Raw genomic sequence first — 16,173 nt, 5'->3', positions numbered from 1 at the left:
GGCCCTATAGCCGTGTTTGTATCGGTGTTCCTGCTTTACCCCTTGGGTCAATCAGGTTGGTTCTTCGCCCCCAGTTTCGGCGTCGCAGCAATTTTCCGCTTCCTATTGTTCCTGCAAGGCTTCCACAACTGGACGCTTAACCCCTTCCACATGATGGGCGTTGCAGGCATCCTGGGCGGCGCGCTGCTGTGCGCTATTCACGGTGCAACCGTAGAAAACACCCTGTTTGAAGATGGCGAAGGCTCAAACACCTTCCGCGCCTTCAACCCAACTCAGTCTGAAGAAACCTACTCGATGGTTACAGCTAACCGCTTTTGGAGCCAAATCTTCGGAATTGCCTTCTCCAACAAGCGCTGGTTGCACTTCTTCATGCTGTTCGTGCCCGTCACAGGCTTGTGGATGAGCTCCTTGGGCATCGTCGGTTTAGCATTAAACCTGCGCGCCTATGACTTCGTTTCCCAAGAACTTCGTGCTGCTGAAGATCCTGAGTTTGAAACGTTCTACACTAAGAACATTCTGCTTAACGAAGGCATTCGTGCTTGGATGGCTCCGACCGACCAACCCCACGAAAACTTCATCTTCCCAGAAGAAGTTCTGCCTCGCGGTAACGCACTTTAAAAAAATCAGGATTTGGATTTCAGATTAATTTAAGTTGTTTAAATTCAGATGAGAAATCCAAATTCCTATTCCCAGGGTGGGCCCGGTACTCCGCCCCACCCTAGGAACCAAAAAACCCAAAATCCCAAAACTAACATCGTTGGAGGTTCTACCGCGTGGTAACGCTCTCTAATTCCTATGCAAGCGGTCGCGACCAAGAATCCTCCGGGTTCGCTTGGTGGTCTGGCAACGCTCGTTTAATCAATCTTTCTGGCAAACTGCTGGGCGCCCACGTCGCTCACGCTGGTTTGATCGTGTTCTGGGCTGGAGCAATGACTTTGTTTGAAGTCGCTCACTTTATCCCAGAAAAACCAATGTACGAACAGGGCTTAATCTTGATGCCCCACGTCGCTACTTTGGGTTGGGGCGTCGGCCCTGGCGGTGAAGTCACTGATATCTTCCCGTTCTTCGTAGTCGGCGTTCTGCACTTGATTTCATCTGCTGTTCTCGGTTTGGGCGGCATTTATCACGCCGTTCGCGGCCCAGAAGTTCTCGAAGAATACTCTTCGTTCTTCGGCTACGACTGGAAAGACAAGAACCAGATGACCAACATCATCGGTTATCACCTGATTTTATTGGGTGGTGGCTGCTTGCTGCTGGTTGCTAAGGCCATGTTCTTCGGCGGTGTCTATGACACTTGGGCTCCGGGCGGCGGCGACGTGCGTATTATCACGAACCCCACTCTGAATCCGGCTGTGATTTTTGGTTACTTGGTTCGCTCTCCTTTTGGTGGCGAAGGCTGGATTGTCAGCGTCAACAACATGGAAGACATCATCGGCGGTCACATCTGGCTGGGCCTGATTTGTATCGGTGGTGGTGTGTGGCACATTTTGACCAAGCCTTTCGGCTGGGCTCGTCGCGCCTTAATCTGGTCTGGCGAAGCTTACCTGTCTTACAGCTTGGGCGCTTTGTCCCTCATGGGCTTCATCGCTTGCTGCTTTGTCTGGTTCAACAACACTGCTTACCCTAGCGAATTCTACGGCCCGACTGGTCCTGAAGCTTCTCAAGCACAAGCTTTGACCTTCTTGATCCGCGACCAACGCTTGGGTGCTAACGTCGGTTCTGCACAAGGCCCTACCGGTCTGGGTAAATACCTGATGCGCTCTCCTACTGGCGAAATCATTTTCGGCGGTGAAACGATGCGTTTCTGGGATTTCCAAGGCCCTTGGTTGGAACCCTTGCGCGGTACTAACGGTTTGGACTTGAACAAAATCAAGAACGACATTCAGCCTTGGCAAGCTCGCCGCGCTGCTGAATACATGACTCACGCTCCTTTGGGTTCTTTGAACTCTGTGGGCGGCGTGGCTACTGAAGTTAACTCGTTTAACTTCACGTCTCCTCGTTCTTGGCTGTCCTGTTTCCACTTTGTGATGGGTTTCTTCTTCTTGATCGGCCACTTGTGGCACGCTGGTCGCGCTCGCGCGGCTGTCGCTGGCTTTGAGAAGGGTATCAATCGCGAAAACGAACCAGTGCTGGCTATGCCTGATTTGGACTAATCATCAAGTTTATTCCTGATTTGATTGTCTAATCGAAAAAAGCTCCTGCTTAACGGTGGGAGCTTTTTTTTTGAGAAAAAATAACATAAAGAAGAAGGGAGAGCTAATAATACCAATGGTTTCAGAGTTCAAGACCGCCCTAACTGTTGAGACGGTTGCTATATCTGGAAAAAGTGGCTTTGCGGTCGATAGACCTTTGTTGCAGTAACTCTACAAGTCCTGAAACTTGACAATTTTAATCAGTTATCCTCTGGCTCTTGCAAGGCAGCCTCTACAAAGTTTATATTTGAAGTACAAAAGTTTGAATGGCACAAAATGAAAAATTCCCATCTTAAAGTTGCAGTTTGAATACAGCTAGCTAGCGATGCAAAACTAATCGAGGATCGATCGCCCGAATATTCATATTTTATTAAATGCCTGTGCTTGCCGAAATTTTTAATATGCACAAAACTTTTGAGCCTCTTACTGTAATTACTGCGAAAGCAAAAAATTAAGAATGGATTCATTAAAGCTCCAAAATGTCAAGGAGAGTAACGATCGAGCAAATTTACTCTCCGGCATCGCCAACCGCATTCGTCGCTCACTAGAACTGCCAGAAATTCTTAGCGCCACAGCGGCGGAAGTTCAATCATTTTTGGGAACAGACAGAGTAAAAATCTACAAATTTCATAGCGACGGTAGCGGTGAAGTAATTGCCGAATCAATTAACAACAACCGCTTGCCATCTTTATTGGGGCTGCATTTTCCAGCAGACGATATTCCGCCTCACGCCCGCGAATTGTTCTCCCAAGTACAAGTGCGATCGATCGTCGATATCGATTCCGGGCTGCTAGGCCAAAGTCCGCGCCGCGATGCGGTTTCCGGCGAACTGCTGCCCGATGAAGTGCGCTTTCGGACGATCGACCCCTGCCACGCTGAATACTTGTCTGCACTCGGTGTTAAAGCTTCCTTAACAGTACCAATTTTTCACGGCGAAGAATTCTGGGGGTTGTTGGTGTCTCACCACTCCGAGTCCTGGAATTTGGCAGAAGACGAACTGCAAGGCATTCAGATGGTGGCAGATCAGCTCAGCGTCGCCATCAGCCAATCAACCCTCCTCGCCCGAGCGAGGGCGAAAGCTGAGCGGGAAGCTGCCGTCAACCGCGTCGCCGCAGCCCTGCACTCCCAGAGAGCGATCGAATTGCCAACAGCTTTAGCAGAATCTGTAGCTGCACTAGACGCAGCCGGCGGCAGGCTGTGCATTTTCGATAGCAGCAAGACAACAAGTTTAGTTCCCAACTCCGACAATTCCACACAGGCACTCAAAGTCTACACTTGCGGCTCAGGGCCGAGGATGCACAATTCTGCCAAATACCAGCAGGTAGAACAATACAGCGTTTGGCACGAATATTTCCAATCCGGCGAGCAACAAATTTGGGCAATTCCCGACTTGTACAAAATTAGCAGTTTGAGAAGCCTGCAACCTGGATTTCGATCGACCAAAATTCGCAGCATTTTAATCGTACCGCTCAGAACCCGCCAGCAAATATTTGGTTACTTGAGCATTTTTAGAGAAGAATTTGACACCGAAACTCTCTGGGCTGGAAAATTTGATAGCGACGGGCGGCTCGCCCAATCTCGGATATCTTTTGAAGCGTGGAAAGAATCAAAAACTGCTCAAGTTCGCGAATGGAATACTGAAGAAATTGAGTTATTACAAACTATTGGCCGCCATTTTTCTGACGCAATTAACCACTACCAACTTCACCAACAAGTAGAGGAACTTAACGGTAATTTAGAAAATCAAATTCAAGAGCGCACAGCTCAACTGCACCAGTTGACTCAACAGCAGAGAGTGCTGTTTGAAGTTGTAGCTAAAATGCGGCAATCCCTCGACTTGAACAAGATTTTTCGTACGATGTCCCAAGAAGTGCGACAAGCTTTAAATGCCGATCGTGTTGGGGTTTACCGCTTCGATCCCGCATCAGAATTTAACGACGGCGAATTCGTTGGTGAAGATGTTTTGCCAGATTTTATGTCAGCAATGGCAGTTAAAGTGCACGATGGCTGCTTTGGAGAAAACTACGCCAATCTCTACTCTCAGGGGCGAGTCCACGCAGTCTCAGACATCAGACAAGCCGGACTGGAAAATTGCTTTCGGGAAATTTTGGAGCAATTTCAAATCAAAGCTACTTTAGTTGCACCCGTAATGAAAGGCAACGACCTTTGGGGGTTGCTGTGCGTGCACTCCTGTTCGGCTCCGCGCAACTGGGAATCTTCCGAAATTCAGTTTGTCACCCAAGTTGCTGCTCAGCTAAGCATCGCCTTAGAACAAGCAGATTTGCTGGCGAAAACTCAGCAACAAGCAGTTGATTTGCAACGGGCATCCGAGCAGGAGCGGATATTGTTTGAGGTAGTTGCTAAGATTAGACAATCTCTTGATTTAGATACAATTTTTAGCACTACAACTACAGAAATGCGACGAATTTTAAATGTAGATAGAGTTGGGGTTTATCGCTTTGAAGCCGATTCAAAATTTAATGAAGGCGAATTTATTACAGAAGATGTTTTGCCGGGTTTTGATTCGGCAATGGATGTGAAAGTTCGCGATCGTTGTTTTGGCGAAAACTATGCGGACAAATACAGTCAAGGACGTATTCAAGTCTTGGTAGATATCGAAAATGCGGGACTTTCAGACTGCCATGCTGCTATTTTAGCTCAATTTCAAATTAAGGCACAAATAATTATGCCGCTGATGAATGGCAGCGAACTTTGGGGTTTGCTGTGCATACACCAGTGCGACGGTTCGCGCCATTGGAAAAATTCAGAAATCCAGTTTGCGACGCAAGTCGGGTCTCAGTTAAGCGTAGCATTGGAACAAGCAGATTTGTTGGCAAAAACGCGGCAGCAAACGATCGATCTCCAGCGGTCAGCCCAGCAACAGCGGATACTATTTGAAGTGGTCGCTAAAATTCGAGAATCTCTCGATATTAACGCAATTTTTAAGACGGCAACTCAAGAAGTTTGTCAGTTTATCCAAGTCGATAGAATTGCTGTATATCGCTTCAATCCTGGTTGGAGCGGGCAATATGTTGCCGAGTTTGTGAAAGAGGGATGGATTAAATTGGTAGGGGAAGGTATCAATACGGTTTGGGAAAATACTTATTTGCAGGAACAGGGAGGCGGTAGGTTTCTCAATAATGAAACTCTAGCCGTTGAGGATATTTATCAAGCTTGTCACTCGGAGTGTCATTTCACTATCTTAGAGCATTTTCAGGTGCAGGCTTATGCGATCGCACCAATTTTTGTAGGACAAGAAATTTGGGGTTTGCTGGCAGCTTATCAACATTCGGGGCCGCGCTGCTGGGAAAGTTCAGAACTTAAGTTTTTAGCTCAGATTGCCAATCAGTTAGGCGTAGCTATCCAACAAGCCGATTTGCTGGAAGAAACCAGAAGCCAAGCAGCAAAAATAGCTGAAAATTTAAAGGATTTGCAGCAAACTCAAGCTCAATTGATTCAGACTGAAAAAATGTCTGGTTTGGGGCAACTGGTGGCGGGTATTGCTCACGAAATTAACAATCCGGTTAATTTTATTTACGGCAATCTGAATCACGCTAGTGATTATACTAAAAATTTGCTGAGTTTGCTGGAACTTTACCAGCAGCAATATCCCAATTCTACTCCTGAAATTGGCGAATTTACCGAAGATATTGACTTGGAATTTCTGCTGAAAGATTTGCCTAAGTTGCTATTTTCTATGCAGGTGGGAGCCGATCGCATTCGTCAAATTGTTCTGTCTTTGAGGAATTTCTCTCGCTTGGATGAAAGTCAAATGAAGGCTGTCGATATCCACGAGGGCCTTGAAAGCACGCTGTTAATTTTGCAGCACAGGCTGAAATCTAATGGGGACAGTGCCAAGATTTTGCTAGTTAAAGAATACGGCAATTTGCCTCTGGTTGAGTGTTATGCCGGACAGTTGAATCAGGTGTTTATGAATGTGATCGGAAATGCGATCGATGCTTTGCAATCGGACAAGTTGAGCGATCGCAAATTCGTGACTCCTCAAATTAAAATCTCTACTGTTGTGGGTAAACTTAATGGCAATGTTCCTAGCGCGGTGATTCGGATTTTTGACAACGGTTCGGGAATTTCGGAATCGATTAGACAACGCATTTTTGACCCTTTTTTCACGACTAAGCCAGTGGGAAAAGGTACTGGATTGGGACTGTCAATTAGTTACCAAATTGTGGTAGACAAACACGGCGGCGTTTTAAGGTGTACTTCGGAATCGGGAAAAGGTACTGAGTTTGCGATCGAGATTCCGATCCGACATCAGCCAGCAGTCAGCACTCAGTAGTGATGGTAGGGTGCGTCAGGGGGCTGAATGTTTTCGTTACCTACTCAAGGATTCCGGCCCCCTGACGCACCCTACGGTTAGCTTCGTTTATGTATAGTCTTGGTTTCAACCACCGAGTTGAAGAGAGTTCGATCGCCCGATCGCTCCCAAACATGATAAATTCAATCATCAGACAGACTTTTGTCAAAATAGCAAACTGAGCGCTTGTAGTCGATCGACCGATACACCATGCCAGATTCCGAATTCTCAGACGATTTAAAATGGACGCCTGAAGCCAAAGCCAAGCTGAAAAATATTCCCTATTTTGTCCGGGGACAAGCCCGCGTGCGCATCGAGCAATTGGCCCGCGAAGCCGATACCGAAGTCGTCACCGTTGACTTAGTTGACCAAGCTCGCATCGAGTTTGGGCATTGACACTCCCCGCCCCAAAGGGCTAGGATTCTTCGTTCACAGGGAGATGCCTTGTAAAAGCAGTGCCTTTACTTGGTCTTACTCTCCCTCCCGAAGCAGTAACGGTATGCCCTGCCGTCAAAATTCGTAAACCTTCATCTCGAATATTCTTAGCAGCATTAATATCTCTATCATGGTTTTCTCCACATTTAGGACATTGCCAACTACGAACATCCAAACTCAAGCTATCCACGCGATTTAAACAGTTATTACAAGTCTTAGAACAGGGATAGAACCTATCTACTTCGACATAGGTTTTTCCTGCCCACTCTGACTTGTAGCTCAACATGGTGCAGAATTGTCCCCAACCAGCATCACTAATAGATTTAGCTAGTTTGTGGTTTTTCACCATGTTTCTAACTGCTAGACTCTCGACAACTATGACTTGGTTTTCGTCAACTAATTTACGACTTAGTTTGTGTAAAAAATCTTCGCGACACCGAACTATCTTCCCGTGAACTTTGGCAACTTTAACCCTAGCTTTATTGCGGTTACCAGACCCTTTAAGCTTATGACTTAATTGCTTTTGTCTCTTCGCTAATTTCTTTTCATACTTTCGATAGTATTTGGGATTCCCATGTTTGGTTCCATCGGATGTAACAGCATAGTGAGTTAGTCCCACGTCTATGCCAATGGCTTTTCCTTCTGTTGATTTCTCAGGTAAGTCTTTGCCGTTATCATAGAGGCAAGCCGCCAAGTATTCCCCGGATGGATTAACTGAAACCGTAACCGACTTTAGAGTACCCTCTGGTTGTCGTGAGACTTTACAATGAACATCACCAATCTTAGGCAGTTTCAATGTATCATCTTTTAATTTACAACCTTGAGGAAATCTGATAGACTGTCTATTTTGTTTCTTTTTGAAATTGGGATATTTAGCCCCACCCTCGAAGAAGTTCAGGAAAGCACTAGAAAGATTTAAAGCAGCTTGCTGCAGGACTTGTGACGGTGCTTCACTCAACCACTCATACTCTTTCTTCAGGGAGGGTAGAAGTTTGATTATTTCATTTCTGCTTAACCCCTTCCCCGTTTGCTTGTAAGTTTCAGACGTTAAGTTGAGGGCATAGTTATAGAACCATCTAGTACATCCAAACGACTTGGCAAGCAAAACTGATTGCTCGCTTGTCGGATAGATTCTGTACTTGAAGGCTTTTAACATTTTTTTACCAAACCAGTGATACTATGGTAACACAAGACAGCCTAAATGTAAAGCCGTCTTAAAATACGGGGTTTGAGACCCATTTTTTTGATAAGGGATCGAAATGTACCCTAAAGCTTTAGACTATAAAATGCGTTGTAAGGACAAGGATTTAAAAAAGTAGTGCGCAAAATAGTTATAGCTGGCAACTGGAAAATGTACAAAACTAGGGCAGAATCCCTAGAGTTTCTTCAAGGATTCATGTCCTGCCTGACGGAAACCCCAGAAGAACGGGAAGTAGTGCTTTGCGTTCCGTTCACAGATTTGAGTGTCCTCTCGAAAAACCTGCACGGAAGCCGGATTAGACTCGGTGCTCAGAACGTACACTGGCAAGAGTCTGGAGCTTATACTGGTGAAATTTCCGGGCCGATGCTGGCAGAACTTGGCGTGCGCTACGTCATCATCGGACACAGCGAGCGCCGGCAATATTTTGGGGAAACCGACGAAACGGTGAATTTGCGGCTGACAACTGCTCAGAAATCCGGTTTAATTCCGATTCTGTGCGTGGGAGAGACGAAGCAACAACGGGATGCCGGGGAAACGGAAGATCATATTTTTTCTCAGTTAGCGCAGGATTTGGTTGGTGTTGACCAAGATAATTTGGTAATAGCTTACGAACCGATTTGGGCAATTGGCACTGGCGACACTTGCGAAACGAAGGAAGCTAACCGAGTTATTGGTTTGATTCGCTCTAAATTGACTAATCCTGACGTGCCGATTCAGTATGGCGGCTCTGTGAAAGGAGAGAATATTGATGAAGTTATGGCGATGCCTGAAATTGATGGGGTTTTGGTAGGTGGTGCGAGTTTGGAAGCTGCCAGTTTCGATAGAATTGTCAATTACAAATAATTGGTAATTGGTAATTGGTAATTGGTGGTTGTACGAAGAGTTTTGATGTTGACAAATGACAATCTGTACGAGTTACCCCAAAATCTTCGAGTATTAGTTGATGATGGGGAAACTAACCACCTTTTGGGCTGACAACTTCCTTCAATTCCACTGATGTCAACGGCTGGAGTTGTTTAAGTAGATTTAGGAAGCATTTGAATTGTCGATAGATTCACAGCTAATGTGTACTTTATTGAGCAAGTTTGTTTTCTACTAATCCAACACAATGAACGAGCTTCTTAATGCAACGCAATGGGCTGCAACAAGCAAGACCAGACAAGACGAGATTGTTAATGCCCTGGTTTCCCAACTCAATGGCTTTGAAATTGTTGAGGCAAAAACTTATACTTCAAAGCAGCCCATTCGTATTTTCTCTCTACGCGAACAAGCAACAGGTATTGTGTTTCTACTGATTCCTGGCGGCACCTTCATGATGGGATTTGATGAGACCCAGGAGCGGGCACTGCTGGAGCTTCGCAGACAACTAATCGAAGACGATCGACAAGATGATGTAGATATTATCGATCGCTCCATCACCGGCATTGACTTTTGGTATCCAGTTCATCTGGTGCGTCTTGCTCCCTTTCTGTTGGCGCGTTTTCCCTTGCGCTGGAGCGAAGCCAATAAGTTGATTTCCGTTGACGAAAGCAACTTTGTATACAGAAATTATTTAAACGGCGGCCCCTTTCCTAACGCAGATGTAGCATATTTATCGATGGAGGAAGTAGAAGCCTTTTTACAAGCCTCGGGACACGTTCTTCCCTCAGAATCGCAGTGGGAATATGCTTGCCGTGCCCGAAGCAACACGCTGTTTTTCTGGGGTAACGATTCAAACCTTTGCTTGGTAGAGAATTTCGACGATGAAGCTGCCAATGAGGCCGCCAGCAACGGCTTTGGCTTGGTGAACATGGCTTTTCACGGCGATATTTGTGCAGACGTTTGGCACGACAATTATGAAGGCGCTCCCTCAGATGGCTCACCTTGGCTTAGCGTTAGCGAACATAGCAGTCATGGCGAGCAAGTTGTGCGGGGTGGTGCGGCAGCTTGCTACCCTTGGCAGGGCTGCGGCGAATGGCTCAGTATGCTTTCAGCTTGGCGCTCTGGCTCTAGTGATTGCGAATCGCTTGGTGTCAACGTGCGTCTGGCACACCTGCTGCCCGTACTCTAACTGAGAGTATTATTCCTGCGATCGTGATTTAGGGAAAAGTATCAGGCAAACAGCAACTAAATCCCTAGCTAATTGAGCAAGAAACAGAGTACATCAATCATCGCTCGCTGCTGCGATCGGCATTGTTCAATAGTTACAAAATTTACCAAAATAGCTAATTATCTGACGGTAGCGATCGCCTATAATTGTAATGTGCCTTTGAGTGTTTTTCCGATCGAGAGAATTGTTCCATGAATGCGATCGTTCAATCCAAACCCGCTTTAGAGGAGTTCCTCAAACTTCCTGAAACTGAACCGGCCTCAGAATTTATTGACGGAGATATCCTTCAGAAGCCCATGCCTCAAGGTGAACACAGCGTACTTCAATATGAATTATGCAAAACTATTAATCAATTAGCGCAAACTCAAAAAATTGCCAAGGCTTTTCCTGAATTGCGCTGCACTTTTGGCGGTAAGTCGATCGTACCAGATATAGCAGTATTCCGATGGGAAAGAATTCCTTTTTTGCCTTCGGGTAGAATTGCCAACATCTTTGAAATTAATCCAGACTGGTCGATCGAAATTTTATCCCCAAACCAAAGCCAAACAAAAGTCCTTGGTAAATTGCTGCACTGTTCGCGACACGGTACTGAGTTGGGTTGGTTGCTAGATCCAGAGGAAGAAAGTATTTTAGCAGTATTTCCCGGACAAAAAGTAGAATTGTACCTCGGTACAGCTCGGTTGCCAATTATTAATGGAATTGAGTTAGAATTGACGGTTGATAATGTTTTTAGCTGGTTGAGTTTTGGTTGAAAAATCTTGGACGCATCAGACTCTAAGAAACCGGGTTTTTTTAAGATTAGTTCGTAGTGTGGACTCCCTTCTGCTCTCAGGCTGCGGAAGGGAGTCCACACTACAAACCGTTTTTGTTATGGTAATTGACCGGACACGATATCTAACCTAAAATATTGAATCTAAAATATCACTCGCTATGACAGATAACCCAGGCAAAATTATCATTAGAAATAAAACTTTCGAGTGGGGAAAACGCACTTATTTGATGGGCGTTTTGAACGTAACCCCTGACAGTTTTAGCGACGGTGGCGATTTCAATACCATAGAATCAGCTTTAGCACAAGCTAATTCTATGGTGAAATCGGGGGTAGATATTATTGATATTGGCGGTCAATCTACGCGGCCGGGTGCAGCGGAAATATCCTTAGAAGAAGAGATCGATCGCGTTATACCTGTCGTACAAATGCTGAGGCAAAAAGCCGATATTTTTAGCTCAGTTCCGATTTCGGTCGATACTACCAGAGCGCAGGTTGCTAAAGCTGCGATTGAGGCGGGAGCTGATATTGTCAACGATATTTCGGGAGCAACTTTTGACTCGGAAATGCTCTCAACAGTTGCTCAGTTGCAAGTGCCGATAATTTTGATGCACATTCGGGGAACTCCCCAGACGATGCAAAAACTCACAGATTATCAGGATTTAATTGGGGAAATTGGGGATTTTTTGGAGAGTCGAATTGTGGCGGCTGTGGCTGCGGGGATTGATAAATCTCAGATAATTATCGACCCCGGTATTGGCTTTGCTAAGAATTACAGTCAAAACTTAGAAATTCTGCGGCAGTTGCCAAAATTGCGGGCTTTGGACTGTCCGATTTTAGTCGGAGTATCGCGCAAAAGCTTTATCGGTCACATTTTGAATCAGCCAGAAGCTAAACAAAGAATTTGGGGGACAGCGGCGGCTTGTACAAGTGCGATCGCAAATTCGGCGGATATATTGCGAGTTCACGATGTCCGAGAAATGCACGATGTTTGTTTGGTGGCCGACGCTATCTTCAGAAATCAATCTTGAGCGGTTGATTGATCGATTAGTTTGAGTTCTCGCTCTCCCCCGTGAGCGTGTCCCGCCGGGATATCCGGCATAGAACCCATCAACTCGTTGAGGGCTTCTGTCATGTTTCTCGGGTCCATAAACAAAATTTTGGCGTTGTCGCTTTCGCCTAATTTTTGTTGAGCGTCTAAGTATTTTTCAGTTACTAAGTAATTCAAAACTTGCTTGCTGTTCGGATGGGAGTCTAAAGCTTCAACTAAGAGCCTCATGTACTCCTTAGTGCCGATCGCCTTGTTGACCATTGCTTGCCATTCGCTCTTGGTGGCGCGCTCCAATTCCATAGCTTCTTGCACCCTTTTAGGAGGTGTAATGCTTTGAATTTCTACGCGAATTACTTTAACGCCCCAAGTTTCAGTAGCCTCGTCCAACTTCTTGAGTAACTTTTTATTCATGTCATCTCGGGAACCCAAGATGTCTTGCATCGGCAATCGACCAATTTCAGCGCGAAACGTCGTTAAAACTAAGTTGGCGATCGCATTTTCAATTTGATCGATTCCATAATAAGCTTTCTGCAAATTCACAACCCGCCAATACACAACGGCATCGACTTCTAGGGCCACATTATCGCCCGTGATTGCTGACTGAGGTTTAATATCTAAAACTCTTTCACGGCTTGTGTCCACGCAGACGACTTTTTCGATCAGGGGACTGATAAAGTGGAATCCGGGCTTGAGGGTGCGCTTGTATTGACCCAAGCGTTCGACTAAAGCTTCGTCGCCACCACTGACTATTTTCACGCTTGAGTTAACAGCGTAGCCGAGGATGAGCGCAAAGAGCATGGTGAGAATAGACTGCCCCATTTCTACTTTCCTGCTAAGGTTGACTGAGAATCGATCGGGAATCCCCTCTAATTTAACTCAAAATCTGTCGCACAGTGCTAAAATATCACGACTGTTAATAAGTCCTAACAGTTACCCGTATTGCCTAGGACTGAATGGCCCGACTCAATGGCGCGACTGACTCTCTGTGAGTTGACGGCCCGATATCAACCAATACGGTTGGGTTAAGACCGTCTTGGAGTCAAAACGATGGCATAAATAGACACCAAGATTGCTGTCATCTCAACTTATCGCCAAACCACAGCGTTCATCTTTTCGGACAAGCCTAACCCAAGTGTATTGGGATATCAACAACAAGTTTTATGAAAAACGATCGAGAGTTTTGCCCTTTTAAATTTTTTACCTGGATGGGCCCAAGCATTTGGGCGGCGGGAATCTACGCCTTGGCTGTTGTCCAACCCGTACAAGCTGCACCGACTACTTCGGTGCAAATTGCCCCAAACTTGCAGTCGCAAAACTCGCAGCCACCGCGCCGAGGGCCCGCAGTTCCCGAAGCGATATCCTACGAGATGAAGGGAGATGATTTGAGGATTTGCAAGCAGCAAGGCAACTCCGAGAAAAAATGTGAAGTTGTAGCAAAAGGCTACACGGTGGGTTTGAGAACTGCTAACGACCTTTATGCGCAAGGAAATCTTGTCAATGCCGAAGCTTTGTACCGGCAACTAATCGCTCGCTATCCCAAACAAGGGGATATTTATTACAAGCTAGGAACTCTGCTCAGCGGGCAAGGTAAAATGAGCGATGCGATCGTCCAATTCCAAAAAGCAATTGAAGTGAACCCGCAGCACGCCAAAGCTCACAACGATTTGGGCGTGGCGATGGCAAGTCAAGGCAAGTTGCCCGAGGCGATCGTGGAATGGAGACAAGCCATTAAAATTAACGGTCAATATCCCGATGCTTTAAACAATTTGGGAGTCGGTTTGTACCAGCAAGGAACCAAGGAAAACCAAGCAGAGGCTGTAGCCAGCCTCAAAAAAGCTAAGGAGTTATTTCTCAAGCAGGGCAGAACTCAAGCCGCTACTAGAGTAGATAAAATTTTGGAGGAAATCAATTCGCAGTCCAGCGGTACCTAAAATCATATTATGTTCGATATACCTGAAATAAAAAAGGTTCGATCGTTCGGACTTTAGTCCTTCTTTCTGCGGACTAAAGTCCGAACGATCGAACCAATCTTAATTATGGTCATCCCAGCGGATGTGAGATCGAGAGTCGATCGCGCGAACATTGAGAGAAAAAACAGAGAGGGCGAGCGGCGTCAATCAGCCTGCACCTGCGGTTCAACGCCCCCAAAAACGAGAATCTAAAGCATTTCCTTCAAAACTTGTAAAATTACATCTCCGTCCACGCGATCGCTCACAGCGGCCTCGCCCAAGCGAACCGGCAGCACAAAGCGCACCTTGCCGTCCTGCACCTTCTTATCGAGTTGCAAAGTATTCAAGATTTCCTCAATATCGACACCTGCGGGCAATTTGGCAGGTAAACCGGCTTTTTCAATCAAAGCAGATTGGCGGCGATCGCACTCAGCATCCCACATTCCCAACTCCACAGCCAAGCGACTAGAAGCAGCCATCCCAATTGCCACACCTTCGCCGTGATTGATTACCTTGTAATTAGTCAAACTTTCTACAGCATGACCGATCGTGTGACCGTAATTCAAAATCGCCCGCAAACCCGACTCCTTCTCATCCTTGCTTACAACCTCAGCCTTAGCTTGACAAGACCTGCTCAAAATTTCCGCCAACAAATCCGCCTTCACATAGCGCATTTGATCCAAACGCTTGCAATTTTCCAACTTCCCGAACAACTCAGCATCCCAAATCACCCCGTACTTAATAACTTCCGCCATCGCCGAACGAAACTCCCGCGCCGGCAGAGTTTTGAGTACATCCGGGTCAATCAAAACCAAACGCGGCTGATGAAAAGCCCCAATTAAATTCTTCCCCGAAGGATGATTTACCCCAGTTTTGCCGCCAATAGAAGCATCAACCATCGCCAGCAGCGAAGTCGGAACCTGCACCACATTAATTCCGCGCAGCCAAGTTGCGGCCGCAAAACCCGTCATATCCCCAACCACTCCGCCGCCCAAAGCCACCATTGTCGAGGAACGTTCCAAACGGTTAGCCAAAGCCGCATTGTAAATCTTCTGGATCGAATTTAAAGTTTTGTACTGTTCGCCCGGTGGTAAAATGCAGGTACTGACTTCCAGACCCGCAGATTCGAGGGCGGCGGTTGCTCTTTCGCCATATTGCCTAAAAATCGACTGATTCGAGACCAAAAGAACTTTTTTGCCCAAACTTAGCTCGCCCATCATAGTGCCGAGTTCGTCTAACCCGCCAGATCGCACGCAAATATTGTAAGATTGTGGGCCCAAGTCAACTTTAATTATCGATTGCATATTTATCTAATTTAGATATTAGATTTTCGATTATAGTTCTTATAGGTCTTTTTATTGATTATTTTGGAGAAATTGCAATGAGTCTTACCGGAGCAATAGCTTATTTGGGAATTTTCGGTGGCATGGTCGGCTTGGCGACAGTGCTGATGTTTGGTCTCCGGGCTGTCAAACTGATCTAGTTCGCCTGCTTTGTAACTTGGAACAGGGAGTGTTAAACCTCTGGTAAAAGTATCGATCGGGCGAAGTCTTTGCGCCCAAAAAATCTCTGAGTCAACCTGGAGATTTAGCGCGCTAATGCTTCGGTCGATCGCTCCTTTGAGTATAATTAGCTAATTAGACCCTTGACTGATTGAAAATTTCATGACCAATACTAATGAGTCTAACTCTGAAGATACTTCTTGGCACGCCGCAACAGACCCAGAAAAGTGTTTAGAAATGGAACGAAAGTATGGCTGGAAGTTGCTACGGATCAAGAAAGTCGAAGGAGATATTTTAAAAGTCAAGTGTATCTTTAAATGACAAACTCGATTCCCCAACTATCTAGAAGATGAGGATGAAGATTAATTATGCGGAAATATATTATTTTCAAGGCTCAATCGATGTCAGCAGAAGGCTGGGAAAATAGAATGTTGGCTCATACTGGGGCAATAACTGACATTCTCTGCGAGTATTACGATTCCTCTGAGGAACCTTTACCTCAACCGGGGAATCGTCCCTACGAGTTTTACCGGATTGAAGAGTTTGACGATCCGCAATTCCCCGATAGCGATACTCACTACCGAGTCGGAGATTGGGAAGTTGTCAGGGTTGAACAATAGCTGGTAAAAGTATAGTCATTTATAGGCATGGGAGGCTTCAAGTCCCTCCC

At 45.9% G+C, this 16,173-nt stretch carries 14 protein-coding genes and 1 pseudogene; 12 read left to right on the top strand and 3 right to left on the bottom strand.

The genetic code is table 11. From position 1 onward, the window contains the following. The 4 genes and pseudogenes from QT974_RS16445 to QT974_RS16430 all read left to right on the top strand — a co-directional run. Window positions 1-618 (top strand): annotated as a pseudogene (locus QT974_RS16445) (photosystem II D2 protein (photosystem q(a) protein)); the annotation flags it as partial. 155 nt (window positions 619-773) lie between these two features. After that, window positions 774-2,153, top strand: coding sequence for a photosystem II reaction center protein CP43 (psbC, locus tag QT974_RS16440; protein ID WP_333469528.1), 1,380 nt, complete (start codon window positions 774-776; stop codon window positions 2,151-2,153). Between the two features lie 496 nt (window positions 2,154-2,649). Then, window positions 2,650-6,489, top strand: a complete 3,840-nt coding sequence (locus QT974_RS16435; RefSeq protein ID WP_333469527.1) for a GAF domain-containing protein — start codon at window positions 2,650-2,652, stop codon at window positions 6,487-6,489. A 228-nt stretch (window positions 6,490-6,717) separates the two neighbouring features. Then, window positions 6,718-6,903, top strand: a complete 186-nt coding sequence (locus tag QT974_RS16430; RefSeq protein ID WP_333469526.1) for a PCP reductase family protein — start codon at window positions 6,718-6,720, stop codon at window positions 6,901-6,903. A gap of 19 nt (window positions 6,904-6,922) precedes the next feature. On the opposite strand, the gene tnpB is transcribed toward QT974_RS16430, so the two are convergent. After that, window positions 6,923-8,098, bottom strand: a complete 1,176-nt coding sequence (tnpB, locus tag QT974_RS16425) for an IS200/IS605 family element RNA-guided endonuclease TnpB (protein ID WP_333469525.1) — start codon at window positions 8,096-8,098, stop codon at window positions 6,923-6,925. A 162-nt stretch (window positions 8,099-8,260) separates the two neighbouring features. Between tnpB and tpiA the strand changes: the two genes are divergently transcribed. The 4 genes from tpiA (at window position 8,261) to folP (ending at window position 12,032) form a co-directional block, all read left to right on the top strand. After that, window positions 8,261-8,986 (top strand): triose-phosphate isomerase, encoded by a 726-nt coding sequence (tpiA, locus tag QT974_RS16420; protein ID WP_333469524.1) that lies wholly within the window; start codon window positions 8,261-8,263, stop codon window positions 8,984-8,986. Between the two features lie 265 nt (window positions 8,987-9,251). After that, window positions 9,252-10,193: a formylglycine-generating enzyme family protein gene (locus QT974_RS16415; RefSeq protein WP_333469523.1), complete on the top strand. Its 942-nt coding sequence runs from the start codon at window positions 9,252-9,254 to the stop codon at window positions 10,191-10,193. Window positions 10,194-10,423: 230 nt separating this feature from the next. Beyond that, window positions 10,424-10,984, top strand: a complete 561-nt coding sequence (locus tag QT974_RS16410) for a Uma2 family endonuclease (RefSeq protein WP_333469522.1) — start codon at window positions 10,424-10,426, stop codon at window positions 10,982-10,984. 178 nt (window positions 10,985-11,162) lie between these two features. After that, window positions 11,163-12,032, top strand: a complete 870-nt coding sequence (folP, locus tag QT974_RS16405; protein ID WP_333469521.1) for a dihydropteroate synthase — start codon at window positions 11,163-11,165, stop codon at window positions 12,030-12,032. On the opposite strand, the gene QT974_RS16400 is transcribed toward folP, so the two are convergent. Then, window positions 12,023-12,871, bottom strand: coding sequence for an SPFH domain-containing protein (locus QT974_RS16400; protein ID WP_333469520.1), 849 nt, complete (start codon window positions 12,869-12,871; stop codon window positions 12,023-12,025). The two genes, folP and QT974_RS16400, sit on opposite strands and share 10 nt — an antisense overlap. 341 nt (window positions 12,872-13,212) lie before the next feature. Between QT974_RS16400 and QT974_RS16395 the strand changes: the two genes are divergently transcribed. After that, complete coding sequence (locus QT974_RS16395) at window positions 13,213-13,983, top strand: tetratricopeptide repeat protein (RefSeq protein WP_333469519.1); 771 nt, start codon at window positions 13,213-13,215, stop codon at window positions 13,981-13,983. Window positions 13,984-14,210: 227 nt separating this feature from the next. Here QT974_RS16395 and aroB read toward each other — a convergent pair whose 3' ends face one another. Further along, the gene (gene aroB / locus QT974_RS16390; RefSeq protein WP_333469518.1) at window positions 14,211-15,305 is read right to left on the bottom strand and encodes a 3-dehydroquinate synthase; all 1,095 of its coding nucleotides are present in this window, start codon (window positions 15,303-15,305) and stop codon (window positions 14,211-14,213) included. Between the two features lie 77 nt (window positions 15,306-15,382). Here aroB and petL point away from each other — a divergent pair, with 77 nt between their 5' ends. The 3 genes from petL to QT974_RS16375 all read left to right on the top strand — a co-directional run bounded on the left by petL (window position 15,383) and on the right by QT974_RS16375 (window position 16,123). Beyond that, complete coding sequence (gene petL, locus QT974_RS16385) at window positions 15,383-15,484, top strand: cytochrome b6-f complex subunit PetL (protein ID WP_332949306.1); 102 nt, start codon at window positions 15,383-15,385, stop codon at window positions 15,482-15,484. Between the two features lie 181 nt (window positions 15,485-15,665). Continuing rightward, window positions 15,666-15,824, top strand: a complete 159-nt coding sequence (locus tag QT974_RS16380) for a hypothetical protein (protein WP_333469517.1) — start codon at window positions 15,666-15,668, stop codon at window positions 15,822-15,824. A 47-nt stretch (window positions 15,825-15,871) separates the two neighbouring features. Then, window positions 15,872-16,123, top strand: a complete 252-nt coding sequence (locus QT974_RS16375) for a hypothetical protein (RefSeq protein ID WP_333469516.1) — start codon at window positions 15,872-15,874, stop codon at window positions 16,121-16,123. Window positions 16,124-16,173: the final 50 nt, after the last annotated feature.

Source organism: Microcoleus sp. BM001215392 (assembly GCF_036700185.1).
Taxonomy (GTDB): Bacteria; Cyanobacteriota; Cyanobacteriia; order Cyanobacteriales; family Microcoleaceae; genus Microcoleus.
The sequence above is the reverse complement of the archived record's forward strand: the minus strand, read 5'-3'. Positions and strand labels throughout refer to the sequence as shown.